Origin of the sequence: Serratia bockelmannii (assembly GCF_008011855.1) — a bacterium.
Taxonomy (GTDB): domain Bacteria; phylum Pseudomonadota; class Gammaproteobacteria; order Enterobacterales; family Enterobacteriaceae; genus Serratia; species Serratia bockelmannii.
Genome location: NZ_VOUX01000031.1, coordinates 240,075 through 259,255, shown reverse-complemented (window position 1 = coordinate 259,255; position 19,181 = coordinate 240,075). Strand labels below are relative to the sequence as shown.

The 19,181-nt window shown below is 61.3% G+C and carries 17 protein-coding genes and 1 other annotated feature; of the genes, 2 read left to right on the top strand and 15 right to left on the bottom strand.

The genetic code is table 11. The annotated features are described in order from the left end of the window. Window positions 1–126 precede the first annotated feature (126 nt). From FOT55_RS15640 to FOT55_RS15585, 12 genes are all read right to left on the bottom strand, one after another. A complete protein-coding gene (locus tag FOT55_RS15640) occupies window positions 127–1,431 on the bottom strand; it encodes an inosine/guanosine kinase (protein WP_060432564.1) in 1,305 nt (434 codons plus the stop codon). A 90-nt stretch (window positions 1,432–1,521) separates the two neighbouring features. Further along, window positions 1,522–2,484: a ferrochelatase gene (gene hemH, locus FOT55_RS15635; RefSeq protein WP_004940253.1), complete on the bottom strand. Its 963-nt coding sequence runs from the start codon at window positions 2,482–2,484 to the stop codon at window positions 1,522–1,524. 119 nt (window positions 2,485–2,603) lie between these two features. Further along, a complete protein-coding gene (locus FOT55_RS15630; protein WP_025301796.1) occupies window positions 2,604–3,767 on the bottom strand; it encodes a glycerate kinase in 1,164 nt (387 codons plus the stop codon). A gap of 9 nt (window positions 3,768–3,776) precedes the next feature. After that, window positions 3,777–5,042, bottom strand: coding sequence for a GntP family permease (locus FOT55_RS15625; protein WP_025301795.1), 1,266 nt, complete (start codon window positions 5,040–5,042; stop codon window positions 3,777–3,779). 119 nt (window positions 5,043–5,161) lie between these two features. After that, complete coding sequence (locus tag FOT55_RS15620; RefSeq protein WP_025301794.1) at window positions 5,162–6,295, bottom strand: sugar diacid recognition domain-containing protein; 1,134 nt, start codon at window positions 6,293–6,295, stop codon at window positions 5,162–5,164. A gap of 166 nt (window positions 6,296–6,461) precedes the next feature. Continuing rightward, window positions 6,462–7,106 (bottom strand): adenylate kinase, encoded by a 645-nt coding sequence (adk, locus tag FOT55_RS15615; protein ID WP_025301793.1) that lies wholly within the window; start codon window positions 7,104–7,106, stop codon window positions 6,462–6,464. A 203-nt stretch (window positions 7,107–7,309) separates the two neighbouring features. Beyond that, a complete protein-coding gene (gene htpG / locus FOT55_RS15610) occupies window positions 7,310–9,175 on the bottom strand; it encodes a molecular chaperone HtpG (RefSeq protein WP_038628970.1) in 1,866 nt (621 codons plus the stop codon). Window positions 9,176–9,319: 144 nt separating this feature from the next. Beyond that, window positions 9,320–9,925, bottom strand: coding sequence for a recombination mediator RecR (gene recR, locus FOT55_RS15605; protein WP_025301791.1), 606 nt, complete (start codon window positions 9,923–9,925; stop codon window positions 9,320–9,322). Then, complete coding sequence (locus tag FOT55_RS15600) at window positions 9,925–10,254, bottom strand: YbaB/EbfC family nucleoid-associated protein (RefSeq protein WP_025301790.1); 330 nt, start codon at window positions 10,252–10,254, stop codon at window positions 9,925–9,927. Before FOT55_RS15600 ends, recR begins: the two co-directional genes overlap by 1 nt. 41 nt (window positions 10,255–10,295) lie before the next feature. Then, window positions 10,296–12,254 (bottom strand): DNA polymerase III subunit gamma/tau, encoded by a 1,959-nt coding sequence (gene dnaX / locus FOT55_RS15595; RefSeq protein WP_060432561.1) that lies wholly within the window; start codon window positions 12,252–12,254, stop codon window positions 10,296–10,298. After that, window positions 10,899–10,963 (bottom strand) — a sequence feature (DnaX frameshifting element). (Overlaps the previous gene by 65 nt.) Before the next feature lie 92 nt (window positions 12,255–12,346). Further along, window positions 12,347–12,898 carry an adenine phosphoribosyltransferase gene (gene apt, locus FOT55_RS15590; RefSeq protein WP_019454166.1) on the bottom strand — a complete coding sequence of 184 codons (552 nt, stop codon included), beginning with the start codon at window positions 12,896–12,898 and terminating at the stop codon, window positions 12,347–12,349. Window positions 12,899–13,176: 278 nt separating this feature from the next. Continuing rightward, complete coding sequence (locus FOT55_RS15585; RefSeq protein WP_043135674.1) at window positions 13,177–13,557, bottom strand: DUF454 family protein; 381 nt, start codon at window positions 13,555–13,557, stop codon at window positions 13,177–13,179. Between the two features lie 134 nt (window positions 13,558–13,691). Between FOT55_RS15585 and priC the strand changes: the two genes are divergently transcribed. Together priC and rsmS are read left to right on the top strand one after the other, a co-directional pair. After that, a complete protein-coding gene (gene priC, locus FOT55_RS15580) occupies window positions 13,692–14,228 on the top strand; it encodes a primosomal replication protein PriC (protein WP_141970581.1) in 537 nt (178 codons plus the stop codon). 106 nt (window positions 14,229–14,334) lie between these two features. Further along, window positions 14,335–14,514, top strand: coding sequence for a pleiotropic regulatory protein RsmS (gene rsmS / locus FOT55_RS15575; protein ID WP_016928837.1), 180 nt, complete (start codon window positions 14,335–14,337; stop codon window positions 14,512–14,514). Window positions 14,515–14,544: 30 nt separating this feature from the next. Here rsmS and mscK read toward each other — a convergent pair whose 3' ends face one another. From mscK to acrR, 3 genes are all read right to left on the bottom strand, one after another. Beyond that, a complete protein-coding gene (gene mscK, locus FOT55_RS15570) occupies window positions 14,545–17,928 on the bottom strand; it encodes a mechanosensitive channel MscK (RefSeq protein ID WP_060447639.1) in 3,384 nt (1,127 codons plus the stop codon). A gap of 100 nt (window positions 17,929–18,028) precedes the next feature. After that, on the bottom strand, window positions 18,029–18,382 hold the full coding sequence (locus FOT55_RS15565) for a DsrE/DsrF/TusD sulfur relay family protein (RefSeq protein ID WP_004940282.1): 354 nt from the start codon (window positions 18,380–18,382) through the stop codon (window positions 18,029–18,031). An 11-nt stretch (window positions 18,383–18,393) separates the two neighbouring features. After that, window positions 18,394–19,068 carry a multidrug efflux transporter transcriptional repressor AcrR gene (gene acrR / locus FOT55_RS15560; RefSeq protein WP_025301785.1) on the bottom strand — a complete coding sequence of 225 codons (675 nt, stop codon included), beginning with the start codon at window positions 19,066–19,068 and terminating at the stop codon, window positions 18,394–18,396. Window positions 19,069–19,181 lie beyond the last annotated feature (113 nt).

Here is a 19,181-nt window from a genome sequence, read left to right as displayed (position 1 = left end):
GTGCGTTTAATATACTGGTTCATCACATTTTCCTCTGTGCGTGAGTAAAATGTGTCAACGCTATTCAGGACGGGTCAGCGCATAAAAAAAGGTCCGGCATTGCCGGACCTTTTCTTTTTCAGCGGGTTAACGCTCCCAGTAAGACTCTTCCAGGCTGTCTTCGCGCTCCGGCAGGCCGCGAGTGAGTCGTGGCGAATGCTGGTTCAACACCTGGTAGCTGACGCGGTTGGCGTATTTGCACACCTGCGCCAATGAGGAGTATGTCAGGTAACTGCGCACGTGCTTGCTGGAATTCGGCACGTTGTGGCGGTGATAGCCGTTGGCGGCGATATCGTGCAGCAACGCCGACAGCGCGCCGTCGCCGGCGCCGTTGGTGTTCATGATCCTCTCGGGGCCGCCCATATAAGGCGCGATGTGCGAATAAACGCGCAGCGGATGTTCACAGTGCTCGCGGCGCATAGCGCGGCTGAATTCGTAGCGGTTGAACTCGGCGATATGCCCCGGCAGCAGCGGGTGCTGAGTCTGGCGCTTGTTGGCTTCTTCGGTGTAACCCGCCATATACAGGCCGTTCGGCCCGGCGGTGCACAGCACCAGATCCACCCACTCCAGCGCCATGTCCGAGGCGGTCAGCGGATCGCTCAGCCCGGTCAGCTCCAGCGCTTCGTCTTCATTCATCGCCAGAATCGTCACGTTTTCCTTCAGGAAGTCGCGCCACCACTGCGGGTTGTCGGCGATCACGTACTTGGTGCCCAGCGTCAACACCACCGGCACGTCGTGTTTTTTGGCATATTCGATCGCCTGCAGGGTGGCGGCCTTCATCGGCTCCCCCTCCTTACAGCGCACCAGATAAGAGCTCAGCACCAGCGCCGACGCGCCGGCGATCACCTCTTCAGGAATGCTTTCCGGGCGCAGCTGGTTCATTTGGCCAGGGTTGATGGCGAAGGTGCGCTCGCCGCTTTCCCCGATCAGCGTGAAGCAGCGGCCGATGGCGCCGTCTACGCCCTGCAGATAGTTGAGATCGGTACGGCTGGAGGTATTGCACAGGTAACGGTAGGCGTAGCTGCCGATTTTCACGTTGCTGCACATCACGCCGAGCAGCACCGAGCGATCGTCCGCCAGCACCGAATAGTTGTGCATGGTGTTACCGATGGTGCCGCCGGCGAACTGATGGGTAACCAGGTTGTTTTCGTTCAGTTCCTGATACAGCGCCTCGGCGACGTCGTCTTCGATCACCAGAGAGTGGCCCAGGCTCAGGCCGTAGCGCTGGACAAAAGCGTCGTCCACTTTCGCCTCAATATCCACCAGCGTCTGATCGATGCCGACGATATACGAGGTGCTGATTTCACTTTCGGGCTGAGCCTGCTGCAGAAGCGGATCGCGGGCGCTCACCGGGAAATAGTGTTTGGACTTGCGTTTACCAGGAAATTTCATGTGATTGGCGGTGGTGACGGTTTAACAAGCGGAGAATGTTAACACATCCCCGCCCGATCACGATGCATCTAATAGACAGATTATGGATGATTACAGGCGCTGCGCCACCAGCTGCTGCATCATATCGATATGCGCCGGCTCGTCGTTCAACGCCGAGATATATTCAAACTTCTCGCCGCCGGCCTTGAGGAAGATCTCGCGGTTCTGTTCTTTGATCTCTTCCAGCGTTTCCAGGCAGTCCGCCGAGAAACCGGGGCAAATCAGCTGAATGTGCTTCACGCCCTGCGCCGGCAGCCCCTTCAGGGTCTCATCGGTGTATGGCGTCAGCCACGGCTCGCGGCCAAAGCGCGATTGGTACGTCATCATCACGCGCTCCGGCGCCAGCGGCAGCGTGGCGCTCAGCGCACGCAGCGTATCCTCGCAGCGCTGCGGGTAGTCGTCGCCCAGGCGCGCATAGCGTTTGGGGATGCCGTGGAACGACAACACCAGCCGATCCGGCTGGCCGTGCTCGGCGAACGAGCGCTCCACGCTTTGCTGCAGCGCGGCGATATAGGCCGGGTGTTCGGCGTAATCGCGGATGAAGGCCACCGACGGCAAGCGGCGATAGCCTTTCAGCACTCGCGCTACGCCATCCCATACCGCCGCGCTGGTGGAACAGGAGTATTGCGGGTAGAGCGGCAGCACCACCAGGTTGGTCACACCTTGCGCCAGCAGCTTGTCGATGGCTTCCGCCAAACTTGGCGAGCCGTAGCTCATTCCCAGCTCCACCGGCGTATTCGGCATGCGCGCCGCCAGCGCCCGCTGTTGGCGGCGGCTGTATACCAGCAGCGGCGAGCCTTCTTCCATCCACACCGACTGATAGAGCTTCGCCACGCGCGGCGAGCGGATCGGCAGGATCGCGCCGTTGAGGATCGGCCACCAGATCAGCGGCGCCGTGTCGACCACGCGATCGTCACTGAGGAATTCCTTCAGATAGCGTTTGACCGCCGACGAGGTCGGCGCATCTGGTGTGCCCAGGTTCACCAGCAATACGCCGTGTTTCTCTTGCTTCATCTCAGTTCCCCTCATTTCCTTTCCGGCCGGCATTCCGTTCTGGGTCGGGATGTCAGCAGCCATTAATGCCGGCTATTGTAACGGAAAAGTCCTGCGTCGGAACCGATAACAGCAACAGGCTATCCCTGTGGGCTTCCCCCCTGCGCCAGTTGCCATACCGCCGCCACGTTGCGCGCCGTCACCTGCAGATTGCGATCAGCGTCCGCCAGCGCGTCTTCCAGCGTCACGATGCGATCGAGCACCGAAAACGCCGCATCGATGCCGTGTTGATGCACCACCGAATAATCCGGCGTCAGGCTGCCGGCGATGGCGATCACCGGCACGCCGTGACGCTTGGCCACTCGCGCCACGCCGATCGGCGTTTTGCCGTGGATCGACTGGCTGTCCAGCCGCCCTTCGCCGGTGATCACCAAGTCGGCATCGCGCACCGCTTCATCCAGGCGCAGGGTTTCGGTGACAATCTCGATGCCCGGCCGCAAGCGCGCTTCGAGCATGCCAAGCAGCGCCGCCCCCATGCCGCCCGCCGCGCCCGCCCCTGGCTGGGTCAGCACGGCGCGGCCGGTTTCCCGCTCCAGCAGTTCGCCATAGTGATGCAGCGCCGCATCGAGCTGGGCCACCATCTCCGGCGTCGCCCCCTTCTGCGGCCCGAACACCGCCGACGCGCCCTTTTCGCCGCACAGCGGGTTATCCACGTCGCAGGCGGCGGTTACGCTCACCCGTTGCCAACGCGCGTCCAGCCCGGCGAGATCGAGATGCGCCAGCTGCGCCAGTGCCGCACCGCCCACCGGCAGCGGCCGGCGATCCTTATCCAGCAATTTAACGCCCAGCGCCTGCATCATCCCAGCGCCGCCGTCGTTGGTGGCGCTACCGCCGATGCCGAGAATGATCGCCTTCACGCCGCGCTCCAGCGCCGCCAGCATCAGCTCACCGGTGCCGTAACTGGTGGTGATGCGCGGATCGCGCCGGTTGGGCGGCGCCAAATGCAGCCCGGAAGCGGCGGCCATTTCAATCACCGCGGTTTCGCCGTCGCCCAGCAGGCCATAAAATCCCAACACCGGCTCCCCCAGCGGTCCGGTGACCGTCACCTGGACGATTTCGCCGCCGGTGGCCGCCACCATCGACTCCACTGTGCCTTCGCCGCCGTCCGCCATCGGCAGCTTCACGTAGTGCGCCTGCGGGTAAATTTGGCGGAATCCCCGCTCGATGGCGTCAGCGACGCCGAGCGCGCTCAGGCTCTCTTTGAAAGAATCCGGGGCAATAACCACTTTTTTCAGCGTTTTCATCACTGTTCCTTATCCCGCCAGGTTAAATACGCCAAACATCAGCGCCGAGATTGCCGCAATGGTGAACCCCACCAGCGTTTCATACGGCAGCAGCTTCAGCCGCTCGTGCACCGCCATATTGACGCTGCCACCGGTGGCGTGGAAGAAGCTGCCGTGCGGCAGGTGATCCAGCACCGTGGCGCCCGCATGGATCATCGCCGCACCGGCCAATCCGCTCACCCCCAGCTCGAGCAGCGTGGAGCTGAACACCCCGGAAGCCACGGCGGTGCCGGCGGTGGTCGAGGCGGTCGCCATCGACATCAGCGCGCCGGACAGCGGCGCCAGCAGCCAGGCCGGTAGCCCGGTGTGCGTCAAACCGTTAATCAAGACATCCTTCAGCGCCGAGTTGGCGATAATGCCCGCCAGCGTGCCGGTGCCGAGCAGCATAATCGCCACCGGCGCCATGCGCGACAGGCCGGAAACCATAAACTGATTGCACTGGCGGATGCGCCCCATCAGCAGCGCGCCCGCCAACCCGCCAGCAGGCAGCGCGATCAACGGATCGACGGCGATACCGGCGATCGGCCGCAGCGACAGCAGCAGGATCGCCACCAGCGGCGCGCTGATCGCCGCAGCGAAGCCCGGCCGCGCCCCTTCGGCATGCTGAGTCAGCTCTTCAGCCATCACCCTGCCGCCTTTATCGCTCAGGCGGCGCGCCAGCAGATAGGCCACCACCAGGCCGCACAGCCCCGGCACGATGCCGGCCATCATCACCGAAGTGAGCGGCACGTGGAAGTTGTCCGCCGCCGCGATGGTGTTCGGGTTGGGAGACATCACGTTGCCGGCCTTGCCGCCGCCGATCATCGCCAGCAGGATCGCCGCGCGTGAAATGCCGGCCCTCTGGGCGATCGACAGCGCGATCGGCGCGACGGTGATCACCGCCACATCGATAAACACCCCCACCGCCGTCAGGATCAGTGTAGCCACCGCCAGCGCCAGCAGCGCGCGGGTTTCGCCCACTTTGCGCACGATGGTTTCGGCGATGGTGTGCGCCGCGCCGGATTCGATCAGCACCCCGGCCAATACCCCCGCCGCCAGAATGCGCATCACGGCGTTGGTGATGCCCTGCGCCCCGCCGATCATCAGCGTTACGGTCTGCACCAGATCGGCGCCGCCGCACAGCCCGCCCGCCAGCGCGCCGGCAATCATGCCGTAAGCCGGCGGCACCTTGCGTAGAATCAGAACGATGGCGACGGCTAACGCCACCAGCGCTCCCAGAGTGGATACGGTTGTCATTGTTGTTTTCTCCGTGGTTGATGTGCAGGCCAACATATCCCGCGCGCCCGGCGTTGACCTGAGGGGAAACAACAAAAAATTGCCGAAGGAACGGCGCGAAATTTGTGGGTTGGCACAACTCAGTCGTGCATCAGCATGCCGATATACAACCGCAGAGCGTCGGTTAATTGATTGATTTTCATGCCAGTTATGGCTTCGATGCGCTGCAGGCGGTAGCGCAGGGTATTGACGTGAATATGCAGCTGCGCGGCGGCCTGCGTCTGATCACAATTCTGCGAAAAATAGTGGCGCAGCGTGGCGCGCAGCACGCCTTTTTCATCCTGTTCGCCCAGCGTCCGCCAGGGGCGCCCCAGCTCTTGCGCTCGCCAGTCCTCCCCGAGATCGCACAGCAGCGACGGCAGCGGATAGTCGTGGTAGAACAGCGTGGCGTGACGCAGTTTCAGGCGCTGCGCCATTGCCTGGGTGGCACGCGCCGTCAGGCTGGAACGGTAGGCGCTTTGCGGATCGTCATAAAAACCGCCGACGATCAGCCGCACCCGAAAGCGGTGTTTTAGCTGGTTTTGCAAACGCTGCGCCTGCTGGCGCTCCAGCTTCAAACTCCATTCGCCCTGAGCCATGCAGGCCGGGCGCAACAGGGTCATTTCATTGAAGCCGGTAATGGCGATCAACGCGTCGCGCTGGGTGGCCTCCAGCTCCGCCAACAGCTCACGCAGCAGGTGCGGCTGCGCCTCTTGCAGCTCGACGATCCAGACGATGCGCGCCTGGCGCAGATCCAATCCCAGATACGCCGCCATCGCCTCCAGCGACGCGGTGTTCGGCTGCGGTTGCAGCAGCTGATTCGCCAGCTCTTCCCGGTAACGTTTTTCCCACTGGTGCTGATCCAGCAGCGCCGCCTGCTCCACCATCATCTCCGCCGCCATCTTCACCAGCTCGGCATAGGCGCGCACCTCGGCCGGCTCGCCGGAGATGCCGATCACCCCCACCCGCTGATTGCGAAAGCTGAACGGCAGGTTGATGCCGGGCCGCACGCCCTTCAGGTGTTCGGCGGTGGCGCGGTCGATTTCCACCACCCGGTTCTCCGCCAGCGCCAGCACCGCGCCTTCATGACGCTGGAACAGGCGCTGCGGGTTGCCGGAGGCGATGATCACGCCGTTGCTGTCCATCACGTTGACGGAATGGCTGATGATGCCCATCGCCCGCTGGACGATCTGGCGCGCGGTGGCTTCCGCCAGAAGATTGGTTTGTCTGAGCATGCCCGGCTCCCTGCTGAGGGTGAAAACGCAGGCTTGTTATACGCCATTTGGCGCGGGCGATTAACGGGCACGGCCGCAACAAGCTGCCGCGATCACAATTTGGCGGGAAAACGGCAAAAAAAAACGCCGGACCACAGGCCCGGCGTCATGCACAATGCGCTTGCTATCAACCGAGGATAGTCGCCAGCTCTGCGCTCACTTCGGCCACCTTGCGGGTGCCGTCGATTTTGCGGTATTGGGTGTTGCCCGCTGCCGCTTCTTTGCTGTAGTAAGAGATCAGCGGCGCAGTCATCTGATGGTATTCCACCAGGCGCTTGCGCACGGTCTCTTCCTGATCGTCCTTGCGCGTGGTCAGCTCTTCGCCGGTCACGTCGTCTTTGCCTTCCACCTGCGGCGGGTTGAACTTCACGTGGTAGACGCGGCCGGACGGCGCGTGTACGCGGCGGCCAACGATGCGGTCAACGATCAGCTCGTCCGGCACGTCGAACTCCAGCACGAAGTCCACGTTGATGCCGGCTTCTTTCATCGCGTCAGCCTGCGGAATGGTGCGTGGGAAGCCGTCCAGCAGGAAGCCCTTGCGGCAATCTTCCTGCGTGATGCGCTCTTTGACCAGCGCGATCACCAGCTCATCGGTCACCAGCTTGCCGGCGTCCATGATCTCTTTCGCCTGCTTGCCCAGTTCACTGCCGGCCTTCACGGCTGCGCGCAACATGTCACCGGTGGAGATTTGCGGAATGCCGTATTTCTCCATGATGAATTGAGCCTGAGTACCTTTACCAGCGCCCGGAGCGCCCAGCAGAATGATACGCATTGCGTAAATCCCCTTGCTATGTAGTTTTTATAAAATTGCGAAAACGCTCAACGATACCATTTCAGGGGGGGCAGGCTCAAGGCGCGCGAAGGAAATCGATTGCGGAATGTGCAAAAAAACGGACGAACAAAAGGCAAGAAAAAGCGGGGAAAAACCGGAAATACGCCCCTAACGGTGCCGTTAAGGGCGCATATCTTCAGCTTTTAGGCGGACAGCAACTTATTCATGCGACGGATGAACAAGTTCGGATCCTCCAGCGTGCCGCGTTCAGCCAGCAGCGCCTGATCCAATAACAGGTCGATCCATTCGGCGAAATGTTCGTTATCGCCCACGTCGGATGCTCGTTTGACCAGTGCATGCTCGGGATTAAGCTCGAAAATGTACTTCACTTCCGGCGCCTGCTGACCGGCGGCGGCGAACAGCTTGGCCATCTGGGTGCTCATTTCGTCGGCGTCGGTCACCACGATCGCCGGCGTATCGGTCAGGCGGTGCGTCAGGCGTACATCCTTCACACGCTCGCCCAGCAGGGTTTTCACGCGTTCGATGAACGGTTCCAGCTGCTTCTCGGCCGCCTTCTGCTCTTCGGTTTCATCCGCCAGTTTATCCAGCGTTTCATCCGCTTTGCTGACCGACTGGAACGGCTTGCCGTCGAACTCGGTCAGGTAGCTCATCATCCACTCGTCGATGCGATCGGACAACAGCAACACTTCGATGCCTTTCTTGCGGAACAGCTCCAGATGCGGGCTGCTCTTGGCGGCGGCGTAGCTGTCGGCGGTGATGTAGTAAATCTTTTCCTGCCCTTCCGCCATGCGGCCGACGTACTCTTCCAGCGACACGGTCTGCGCCGAGCTGTCGCCGTGGGTGGTCGCGAAGCGCAGCAGTTTGGCGATCGCTTCCTGGTTGCCGTTGTCTTCCGCCGGGCCTTCTTTCAGCACCAGACCGAACTGCTGCCAGAATTTCTGGTAGCCTTCGGCGTCGTCTTTGGCCAGCTTATCCAGCATCTGCAGCACACGCTTGGTCAGCGCACCGCGCAGGTTCTGCGTCACACGGCTGTCTTGCAGGATCTCGCGCGACACGTTCAGCGGCAGATCGTTGGAATCGATCAGGCCGCGCACGAAGCGCAGGTAGTTCGGCATGAACTGCTCGGCGTCGTCCATGATGAACACGCGCTGCACGTACAGCTTCAGGCCGTGTTTGTGATCGCGGTTCCACATGTCCCACGGCGCCTGCGCCGGGATATACAGCAGGCTGGTGTACTCCTGCTTGCCTTCCACCCGGTTATGGCTCCAGCTCAGCGGATCGGTGAAATCATGGGCGATGTGCTTGTAGAACTCTTTGTACTCTTCGTCGGTGACGTCAGCCTTGCTGCGGGTCCACAGGGCCTGCGCCTTGTTGATCTTCTCCCAGGTGACGGTGCCGTCTTCTTCGTTCTTGCTTTCGATCTCTACCGGCAGGGCGATGTGATCGGAATATTTGCCGATCACCGAGCGCAAGCGCCAGGCGTCGAGATACTCATCTTCGCCTTCGCGCAGATGCAGGGTGATTTCGGTGCCGCGGGTCTCTTTGGTGATGTCGGCGATGGTGTAGTCGCCTTCACCGGCGGACTCCCAGAACACGCCTTCGTCATCGGCGGCGCCGGCAGCGCGGGTGCGCACGGTCACTTTGTCCGCCACGATGAACGCCGAGTAGAAACCGACGCCGAACTGGCCGATCAGCTGGCTGTCTTTCGCCTGATCTGAACCGATGGATTCCAGGAACGCTTTGGTGCCCGATTTGGCGATGGTGCCGAGGTTTTCGATCACTTCTTCGCGGCGCATGCCGATACCGTTGTCGGCGATGGTCAGGGTGCGCTGCTCTTTATCGAAGGACAAGCGCACGCGCAGCTCGCCGTCGCCGGCATACAGCTCTGGCGCGGACAGGGCGCGGAAGCGCAGCTTGTCGGCGGCGTCAGAGGCGTTGGAAATCAGCTCGCGCAGGAAAATTTCTTTGTTGGAGTACAGCGAATGGATCATCAAATGAAGCAGCTGTTTTACTTCAGACTGGAACCCGCGGGTTTCTTGACCTTTCATACTCATTGATTACCTCAAAAGACAATGGCTACCAAAATCGAACAATGAGGATCAGATGAGGGTCAGGGTCTTGTTTTTCAAGCGGACGGCGGGAAATTTTTGGCAAAAAAACGACGGGGCCGAGTGGCCCCGTCCGGGAAAACATCAGAACTTGATGGCGTGACGCCCGGCCAGCGAATGCGACAGCGTGGTGCCGTCGACCATCTCCAGCTCGCCGCCCACCGGTACGCCGTGGGCGATGCGGCTGGCGAGCACGCCATACTGGCCGCACATCTCGGCGATGTAGTTGGCAGTCGCTTCCCCTTCCACCGTCGGGTTGGTGGCGAGGATCACTTCGGTGATGCTTTCCTTTTCCAGCCGTTGCTCCAGGCGATCGAGACCGATATCCCCCGGCCCGATGCCATCTAGCGGCGACAGATGGCCCATCAGCACAAAGTAGCGCCCGGCGAACTGGCCGGTCTGCTCGATGGCGTGAATATCCGCCGGGCTTTCCACCACACAAATCTGGCCGTTTTGCTGACGGCGCGGATTGGCGCAGATGGTGCAGATGTCCTGCTCGGTGAAGGTGCGGCAGTCGGCGCAGTGGCCGATTTCCGACATCGCGCGCGTCAACGCCTGCGCCAGGCGCATGCCGCCGCTGCGATCGCGCTGCAGCAATTGAAACGCCATGCGCTGCGCCGATTTCGGGCCGACGCCCGGCAGGCAGCGCAGCGCCTCCATCAGGGATTCAAGGAGCGGGCTGGTTTGCATCAGAACGGCATCTTGAAGCCAGGCGGCAACTGCATGCCGCTGGAAACGGAGGCCATTTTCTCTTTCTGAGTCTCTTCGATGCGGCGCGCGGCGTCGTTAAACGCGGCGGCGATCAGATCTTCCAGCATGTCTTTGTCATCTTCCATCAGGCTAGGATCGATCTCCACGCGGCGGCAGTTGTGTGCGCCGTTGATGGTGACTTTCACCAGGCCTGCGCCAGACTCGCCGGTCACTTCCAATTTGGCGACTTCTTCCTGCATCTGCTGCATTTTTTCTTGCATTTGCTGGGCTTGCTTCATCAGGTTGCCCAGACCGCCTTTACCAAACATAGTCGTCTCTCGTCGCTAGGGCCGCGCACCTCGCGCGGCGTTTAAAGGGGGCGGATACTCTCTTCATCCAGATCCGCGTCGAAGAACCGGCACAGCGTCTGGATATGGGTATCCGCAACGATGGACTGGCGCGCCTGCGCCAGCTTTTCTTCATAGATGGCTTGTCGCCACTCCAGCGGGGTGCGCTCCGCCGGATTATCGTCCTCCACCACGGTCAGCTCAACCGGGCTGCCGTACAGCTCGCCGAGCGCTTCGGCCAGCGTCTTCTGCGCCGAAGGCGAATTCAGATGGCGCTGCGAAGACCGCAGATGGAGGTTAATTTTGCCCGGTTCCGGCTGCTGCTTGAAGGCGTTCAACGCCAGCTGCTGCACCAGTTTCGGGATCTTGAGCTTATCGATTTCCGCCGCCCAGGCGTCGCGCTCCAGCGATTCCACCACCAGCTTGGCGGCCAGCTCCGGCGTTTTCTCGTGCTCCAACGCCGTGCGCAGCGCTTTCGGCGTCGCCAACGGTTCCGGCGCCGCTTCCGGCTCGGTCTGCGCGCGCCAGCGATAGGCTTCCGGCTTCGCCGGTTTTTCCGGCACCTTCTTCTCCGCCAGGCGCTGCTGGCTACGCTCGGTCACGGAAGCCAAACGCCCCAGCGCCGAGTTTGCCGGCCGCGCTATTCCTGGCGCCGCCGGCTCATTCTTTTTTGGTGTGGATGCTCCCTGCTGCCGTTGCAGCTGGGACCGCGCTTTCAACAGCTGGGCGGTGGCATCCGGTAAAGGGGTCGATGATTGTCGCTGCGGCGCGGCCGGCTGCCCTAACGGGGGCGGCACGTCCTGAAACTGCGGCGGCTGTGGCGATGTGGCCTGCTGCGGTTGCGCCATCGGCGCCGGCGCGGTCTGCACCAACGCCACCGGCTCCGGGATCACCGCTTTCGGGTGAAACGCCAGCGCACGCAGTAGGGTCATCTCAACCCCCATGCGACGATCCGGCGCATAGGCCAGCTCTTTGCGGCCCACCAACAGCGTTTGGTAATAGAGTTGCACATCGGCCGGCGGCAGAGTGCGCGCCAGCTCACGCAGCCGTTGTTCCACGGCGGCGTAGTGGTTGTCGAGCATCGAAGGCAGCAGTTGCACCATCGCAATGCGGTGCAGCAACGCCAGCGTCTCCACCAGCAGGTTTTCCCAATCCACGCCGCGCGAAGCGGCCTGCGCGACCTGCGCCATCACCTTTTCGCCGTCGGCGCTGACCAGCGCTTCGAGGATCGCCAGCGGCTGCTCGTCATCGAGCGTGCCGAGCATCTGGCTGACGGTGGCGGCGGTCACCTGCCCCTGCCCCATGGCGATCGCCTGATCGGTCAGGCTCAGCGCATCGCGCATGCTGCCGTCGGCGGCGCGCGCCAGCAGTTGCAGCGCGCGGGCGTCGCTGGTGATCTGCTCCGCCGTCAGCACCGTTTCCAGCTGCTGACGGATCTGATCGACGTCCAGCGCTTTGAGGTGAAACTGCAGGCAGCGGGAAAGAATGGTCACCGGCAATTTTTGCGGATCGGTGGTGGCCAACAGGAATTTCACGTGCGATGGCGGCTCTTCCAGCGTCTTCAGCAACGCGTTGAAGCTGTGGCGCGAGAGCATGTGCACTTCATCGATCAGGTAGACCTTGAAGCGGCCGCGCGCCGGCGCGTACTGAACGTTGTCCAGCAGATCGCGGGTATCTTCCACCTTGGTGCGGGAAGCGGCGTCGATCTCGATCAGATCGACGAAGCGCCCCTGCTCGATCTCGCGGCAGTTGTCGCATTGGCCGCACGGCGTGGCGGTGATGCCGGTTTCACAGTTCAGGCCTTTGGCCAGCAGGCGCGCGATGGTGGTTTTCCCCACGCCGCGCGTACCCGAGAACAGATAGGCGTGATGGATCCGCCCCAGCGAGAGGCCGTTGGCCAGCGCGGTCAGGACATGTTCCTGGCCGACCACGTCTGCGAACGTTTGAGGGCGCCACTTACGGGCGAGAACCTGATAGCTCATTAATACCGGAGAAGTCGAGTAATCTGGAGGGTCATGCTAACACAGCCCCGCGGCGATCCGCGAGGCCGTTGTGCCCAAGGGGCGATGCCGCATCAATGGCCGGCGAAGTCCACCAGACAGTAGCAGTCGATACCCAGCTTGTTCAGACGCGCTTCCCCGCCCAGATCCGGCAGGTTGATGATGAACGCGGCGTCTTTCACTTCACCGCCCAGACGGCGGATCAGTTTAGTGGTTGCTTCGATGGTGCCGCCGGTCGCCAGCAGATCGTCCACCACCAGCACTTTGTCACCCGCGGTGATGGCGTCGGTGTGGATCTCCAGCTTGTCGGTACCGTACTCCAGCTCATAGCTTTCGCTGAGCGTGGCACGCGGCAGTTTGCCCGGTTTGCGCACCGGCACGAAACCGACGCCCAGCGCCAGCGCGACGGGCGCACCGAACAGGAAACCACGCGCTTCGGTACCCACTACCTTGGTCACGCCCGCTTCGCGATAGCGCTCAACCAGCAGCTCGATGCTGGCGGCGTAGGCCAACGGGTTTTCCAGCAGGCTGGTCACGTCGCGGAACAGGATGCCCGGCTTCGGATAATCCGGGATGGTTTTGATACTGTCTTTAATAAACTGAAGCTGCTGCGCAGTAGCGGTCATAATTGTTGCCTGATAAAGCTGCCTGAAAACCGGCGCGCCGCTCACCCGCCGCCTCTGGGTGAAACACACCGGAGAAGGAATGGCAGGCGATCCGCGCACGAAAACGCCCAAATCTATGCAAACTGGCGGACAAATGCAACTATCCCCTGCATCTTTCAACCCGCAGCGTTGTTGACTGCGCGCATTCCCCCCGGTCACTTACCTAAGTAAGCTCCCGGGGATGCCTGCGTTTGTCGCCTAGCTGCGGCTTGAAAGCTATTGGGGAGTTTAAGGCACAATCAGCGCTGTTTTTGTTGCGACAGGTCAATAACCGGCAGGCGCAGCATAAAGGTCAGCAAAATAGCCAACATCAGCAGCAACAGACCGCGCACCCACCAGATTTTCACCAGCCACAGCGAACAGGCGAAGGTCAGCACGATCACTAGCACCGCCTTCCACTTCGCTCCCGGCGGCAGCGCGCGATGCTGCTGCCAGTGGCGCAGATAAGGGCCAAACCAGGAACGGTACAGCAGCCAGTGATGAAAGCGCGGCGAAGAGCGGGCGAAGCACCAGGCAGCCAACAGCAGGAACGGCGTGGTCGGCAACAGCGGCAGCACCACACCCAACGTCGCCAGCACCACCGCCAGCCAGCCCAAAATGATCAATAACCCTCGCTTCATGCGGCTCTTCGCTCCTCAATCGGTTGCGGCTTACTGTAGCATCGGCGCCGCGCCGGCGGAATATGCATGCGGCGCTTGTTTCAGGGCGGCATCGCGGGCAAGCTTACGCCTGTTGAAATCAAGAGGGAGCTTATGTGAGCACTCAGCGTCTATTACAGGTGTTGGCGCAGCAGATCGCGGCGCTGGCGGCCGAAGTCACTCCGCGCGGCGACGCCCCGATCCCGCAGGCGCGCTTCGACGCCGCCCTGTTCGCCAACCGCGGCACGCGGCTGCGCGACTACCTGGCCGAGGTGGAGAAGAATTTCGCCCAGCTGCAAAGCGCCGCCAACGACAGCCGCACCAGCCAGGTGGCCTTTCTGGCCGAAAAACTGGTGGCTCAAATCTCTGCCCTGCAGCGCGAGCTGGCAACCCAGGCGCTGCGGCGCAAGAACCAGCCGAAAGAAGCCCCCGAGGCCGATCTGTACCACAAGCTGGCCGAGCACCAGGACTACGAACGCCGGCTGATCGCCATGATTCAGGATCGGGAAAGCCTGCTGGGGCGCCAGACCACGTTGGCGGCGCAGCAAAAGCTGCAGCACGAGCTGGCGGCGCTGGAGGGGAGACTGATGCGCTGCCGTCAGGCGCTGGCGCGCATCGAGCGCAATATCGAGCGCAAAGAAAACGGTTTTTGAAGATTTATCACAATATTTTAATGATTATTCCCGGTTGCGCGCCGGGTTCACTATACTCTGCCGAGACACGAGTTTTTCATCCCATTAATTAATAAGCGCAGGTGCTATGTCTCTGGAAAACGCCTCACCCGAACTGCAGCTGGCGGTAGACTTGATTTACCTGCTGGAATGCAACGAGATCGATCCGGCTACCGCGTTGGCAGCACTGGATATCGTCAAACGGGATTATCAGGAAAAGCTGCAGCGCGCCGGCGTCACCTCTCCCTATTTGCCTGCCGGACAGTAATCAGGGACAGCCCGCTGTCCCTTCCATCTTTCAGCCCGCCGTCTGGCCGCCTTCATCCGGCGAGAGCGTTCTTTTCACTTCCTGCACTTCATTGCCCTGCTGGTTATGCAGATACACCTCCAGCTGATTGAAGGCAATGTCGATGTCGTTTTCCCGGCACAAGCGGTCGATTGAGCGGTTCAGTTCGTCCACCGTGTAGCTGCGATCGCGCAGTTCCCGTACATAGAGCCGCAGTTCGTGATCCAGCGTGCTGGCCCCGAAGTTGAGGAAGAACACCTGCGGTTCGGGATCGGTCATCACCCGCGGGTTGTCGTGCGCCGCCTGCAGCAGCACCTTTTTCACCTTGTCGAGATCGGAACCGTAGGCCACGCCCACCTTGATCAGCACGCGGGTGATGGTGTCGGACAGTGACCAGTTGATCAGCCGCTCGGTGACGAACGCCTTGTTCGGAATGATCACCTCTTTACGGTCGAAGTCGGTAATGGTGGTGGCGCGAATGCGGATCTTGCTGACCGAACCGGAGAAGGTGCCGATGGTGATGGTATCGCCGATGCGGATCGGGCGTTCGAACAGAATGATCAGGCCGGAGACGAAGTTGGCGAAGATCTCCTGCAGGCCAAAGCCCAGCCCGACCGTCAGACCGGCGGCCAGCCATTGCAGTTTGTCCCAGGATACGCCCAGCGATCCCAGCGCCACCACGGCACCCACGGCGGTGATCAGGTAAGTGAGCACGGTAGTGATGGCATAAGACGCCCCCTGCCGCAGCTGCAGCCGCGACAGCACCACCACCTCCAGCAGGCCGGGCAAGTTGCGGGTGAGCACATAAGCGACGATCACCGCGGCGATCGCCACCATCATGTTACCCAGCGTCACCGCCTGCGACACGCTGCTGCCCGCCACGGTGCTGGTGTAATGCCACAGCGTGATGCTGTCCAGGTAAGCGATGACCGTCACCAGATCCGACCAAATGGCGTAGAAGGCGCTGGCGAAGATGGCGAACAGCACCAGGGTGGTCAGGCGCAGCGACTGCTGGTTGATCTGATCGAGCGCCAGCGGCGGCTCTTCCACCACCGCTTCGCCGCCTTCGGCCCCCTCTTTCACCACGTTTTGTCGCCGCGCCAGCGCGCGCCGGTAGGCCAAACGCCGCGCCGCCACGCTCAGGCCGCGCAGGGCAGTCAGATACACGATATTCCACAGGAAGAACAGATACAGGCTGTCTATCCAGCGGCTGGCCAGCCGCAGCGTGGTATAGAAGTAACCGGCGAACATCAGCCCCAGCAGGATCAGCGGTGTGGCGGCAAGCGCGGTCACCACCACCAGCCGCACGGCATGCGAGCCCTTTTCACGCCAGCTGTCGCGGCACAGCGGGAACACCAGCACCGCAAGCAGCGCCAGCGTCAACATCACCACGATCTGGCCGATGACGTCTTCCACCAGACGCAGCGGCGCTTTCTCGCCCAATACCGACCAGAAGATCAGCGGCTGCAGCGCCAGCCCCAGCCGCAGCGTCTGGCGGCGGTAATGCGCGCACAGGTTAGCGCCGAAGTTGAAATGCCGCTCGGCGATGCCGCCCGGTTTCAGCATGCGATAGCTGAAGCCGAACACCAGCCACGACAACGCCAGCTGCTGCGACAACGCCCAAATAAAGTCGCTGATACCCAAATCCGCGCGATACATCCAGAAACCGACGCCGAGCAGCAGCGCGGCGCCAGGCAACACCTTCAGCAAGGTCAGCGCGATGGCCTTCGGCGTGTGCAGCTGGCCGTCGCGCTTCAGTTGCCCCACGTCGTTGGCCAGCTTTTGCAAATGACTGTCGATCAACCGGTAGCGCCAGCGCAATACCCCGATCGCCAACAGCAACGGGATCAGGAACACCAGCGCATTCAAGCCGCCCTGCAATAGCTTGCCACCGTCGAATTTGATATCGAGCCCGGCGAGCTGATCGCGCACCGCCTCCGGCATTGCCTTCAGCCACGCCAGATCGACCGGCTTGTTGCTGTTGACCCAGAAAATCTGCTGGGTCAGCGTATCCTGCAGCGAGCCGTAGACGCTGGTGAGCTGCTGTTGGTTGATCTGCAGGTTGATCGACAGCGACAGCTGGTTGCTGAGCTGCTTGTTCAGTTGATCCAGCAGTTCGCGGCGCATGTCGACGATCTCGTTCAGTGCGTCGATCACTTCCGGGCCGGCCTTTTCCTTGCTTTCGGCCACCAGCTGGTTGATGTAATCCTCACCCTTGAACAGATCGTCGCGTTGCTGATTGATATCGAACTGCTCCAGCCGCAGATCGGCGATGCGCGTGTCTATATCAGCCAGCAGCGTGCCCTGCGGCAGGCTCTGCTGCTGCTGATACAGAATGCGCGACAGCACCAGGCTGCCCTTCAGCACCTGGATCTGCTCTTTCAGGTTACGTTCCGCCTGCAGACCGCGATCGAGCCAGTTTTTGACCCGAATATTCTGCTGGAACAGGGTGTTGCTCTCTTCGGTGGCGGCAATCAGCTGTTGGCTCAACTGTCGGTTGACGTCCAGCTGCTTGCTGACCAGCTGATCGTGCTGGATATCGGTGGCGTCTTCCGGGTTCTGCGCCTCTTTGGCGGTTTTTTCAGACAGCGTCAGGCGCTTGCTGTTGACGAGCTCCTGCAGCAGCTGCACCGACCGATCCAGCGCATCGATATGTGCCGTGGTGTAATCACGCTGTTTTTGCAGCAGATCTTGTAGCGTGGTGTTGGCTTCCAGGCTCTTGCGCTGCAGCTCCAACTGCGCGTTGAGCAGCGCCTGTTCGGTGGCCAGCATGACCTGCTGGCTATTGCGCAGCGAATCTTGCCCCGGCGTCTGGCCGCTGAGCTGGCTGCGGATCTCCTGCAGGCGCTGCGAAGCGGCGTACATGGTGCTCTGCACCCGTTCAGGCTGGGTTTGCAGCGACACCAGTTGGCTGTTGTAGGTCGAGAGGCTCTCCTGCGCGCTTTGCAGCTCGTCGAGCGTTTGATACAGCCGGCTTTCCAGCTGGCGCAGCGACAGCGGCAACAGCGCGGCGCGCGCGGCCGCGTTGTCCGTCGGCTGCTTCAGCGCATCCAGTTCGGCGGTGACCTGATTGAGCTTCGCCGGCGCCTGCTGCACCTGCTGTTTAAGCTGTGCGACGTCTTGCCGGTTGCGCTCGATGGCATCCAGCAGTTCCAGCGTGCGGGTCAAATCCTGCTGGGAGAGCTTTTCGACCGGCGTCAGGGCTTTTTGTTTGTTCAGCGTTTCCAGCTGGCTTTGCACTTCGCTGCGCTGCGGCAGATCGCCGTTCAGCGCCGCCTGTGCCGGCAAGCAACACGCAAAAATCAGGAAAAGGAGTGTCACGGCGGCGATGCGCCGCCGGCATGCGCCGACAAACGTGAGCGGCGTCAGAGAAGGCAGAGTCAACCAGCGATGCATGATTTGGCTTCGGATCGGTAAAGAAGCCTGAAGATTATCACGACCGCCGGCGGGCAACGAACAACAAAAACGTTGCCGGTGATGTCTCGTTGTCGCGAAATCAGAAAGTCAGCACTTTCTCCGCCGCCAGCGTCCACTGCGCCAACTCGACCAAGGTGCCGATCGCCACGCCGTCCGCCAGCGGCAAGCGGCTGACGCCGCGCGCGTCGGCGCAGGTCTTGCACAGCTTGACCGGCACCTGCTGCGCGGTGAGGATCTCCAGCATCTGCTGCAGATGGTACCCTTCGTGCGGCTGCTGTCCGGCCAGCCCGGCCACCACCGCGTCGGACATCAGAAACAGCCGCAGGTCGAGGCTGCTCTGCTGCTCTTTCATGGCGATGGCCAACCGCAGCGCATTGAACAAGGATTCATGGCCATAGGCGGCGCCATTGGCAATAAGAACAACTGATGACATGAAATCTCTCCTTATAAAGGAAGGCGGTCGGCGTCAGGCGTCACCGCGTCGGGTTTGAGGCGCAAGGTGGGGCAAAACTGCAGCATCTCCAAAAACGCGTCCACCAGCGCTTCGGCTTCGGCCCGCAGATCGAAACTTTCCGGCATAAACAGCCAGTTTTCCATCAGGCCGGTGATATAACCGCGCAGGATGATCGCCGCACGGCGGGTATGTAAATCGGCGGGCAATTGCCCGTGGTGAATGCAGTTATACAGCACCGCTTCGATGCGTTCATAGCCGGCGAGGTACAGCACCTTGCGCGAATCCAGCAGCGGCATCATTTCACCGACAAACTCGCATTTGTGGAATATAATTTCCATCAACGCCCGCCTACGGCCGTCTTCAACCGTAGACGTCAGAATGTAAATCAGAATTTCTCGGATAACCCGCAGTGGATTATCGGGAAACTTTGCCTGATACTCTGTTTCGAGCTGGTCAATTTTCGGCTCGGTAGATTCCCAAACTTCATTAAACAGGTCTACCTTATTCTTGAAGTGCCAGTAGATGGCTCCACGCGTAACCCCGGCAGCGGTGGCAATATCTGTCAGTGACGTTGCAGCAACGCCACGTTCAGAGAACTCTCTCACCGCAGCATCAAGGATTTGCTGTCGGGTTTCTTGCGCCTGCTGTTTGGTTTTTCGTGCCATGGCATTGTTATTTAGGGGGAGTGTGATTTACATACATTCGCGAATGTATGTACCATAGCACGCACATATAATTAACGCAGCAATGGGTTTTAAAGCTTGTGATCCATTGATCA

Coding starts and splice junctions, on each gene's coding strand:
- adk (WP_025301793.1), bottom strand. CDS start 7,106: ATGCGTATCATTCTGCTGGGCGCTCCGGGCGCTGGTAAAGGTACTCAG.
- hemH (WP_004940253.1), bottom strand. CDS start 2,484: ATGAAGCAAGAGAAACACGGCGTATTGCTGGTGAACCTGGGCACACCA.
- FOT55_RS15640 (WP_060432564.1), bottom strand. CDS start 1,431: ATGAAATTTCCTGGTAAACGCAAGTCCAAACACTATTTCCCGGTGAGC.
- FOT55_RS15585 (WP_043135674.1), bottom strand. CDS start 13,557: ATGAAGCGAGGGTTATTGATCATTTTGGGCTGGCTGGCGGTGGTGCTG.
- htpG (WP_038628970.1), bottom strand. CDS start 9,175: ATGAAAGGTCAAGAAACCCGCGGGTTCCAGTCTGAAGTAAAACAGCTG.
- FOT55_RS15620 (WP_025301794.1), bottom strand. CDS start 6,295: ATGCTCAGACAAACCAATCTTCTGGCGGAAGCCACCGCGCGCCAGATC.
- apt (WP_019454166.1), bottom strand. CDS start 12,898: ATGACCGCTACTGCGCAGCAGCTTCAGTTTATTAAAGACAGTATCAAA.
- mscK (WP_060447639.1), bottom strand. CDS start 17,928: ATGCATCGCTGGTTGACTCTGCCTTCTCTGACGCCGCTCACGTTTGTC.
- recR (WP_025301791.1), bottom strand. CDS start 9,925: ATGCAAACCAGCCCGCTCCTTGAATCCCTGATGGAGGCGCTGCGCTGC.
- acrR (WP_025301785.1), bottom strand. CDS start 19,068: ATGGCACGAAAAACCAAACAGCAGGCGCAAGAAACCCGACAGCAAATC.
- rsmS (WP_016928837.1), top strand. CDS start 14,335: ATGTCTCTGGAAAACGCCTCACCCGAACTGCAGCTGGCGGTAGACTTG.
- FOT55_RS15600 (WP_025301790.1), bottom strand. CDS start 10,254: ATGTTTGGTAAAGGCGGTCTGGGCAACCTGATGAAGCAAGCCCAGCAA.
- dnaX (WP_060432561.1), bottom strand. CDS start 12,254: ATGAGCTATCAGGTTCTCGCCCGTAAGTGGCGCCCTCAAACGTTCGCA.
- FOT55_RS15565 (WP_004940282.1), bottom strand. CDS start 18,382: ATGTCATCAGTTGTTCTTATTGCCAATGGCGCCGCCTATGGCCATGAA.
- FOT55_RS15630 (WP_025301796.1), bottom strand. CDS start 3,767: ATGAAAACGCTGAAAAAAGTGGTTATTGCCCCGGATTCTTTCAAAGAG.
- FOT55_RS15625 (WP_025301795.1), bottom strand. CDS start 5,042: ATGACAACCGTATCCACTCTGGGAGCGCTGGTGGCGTTAGCCGTCGCC.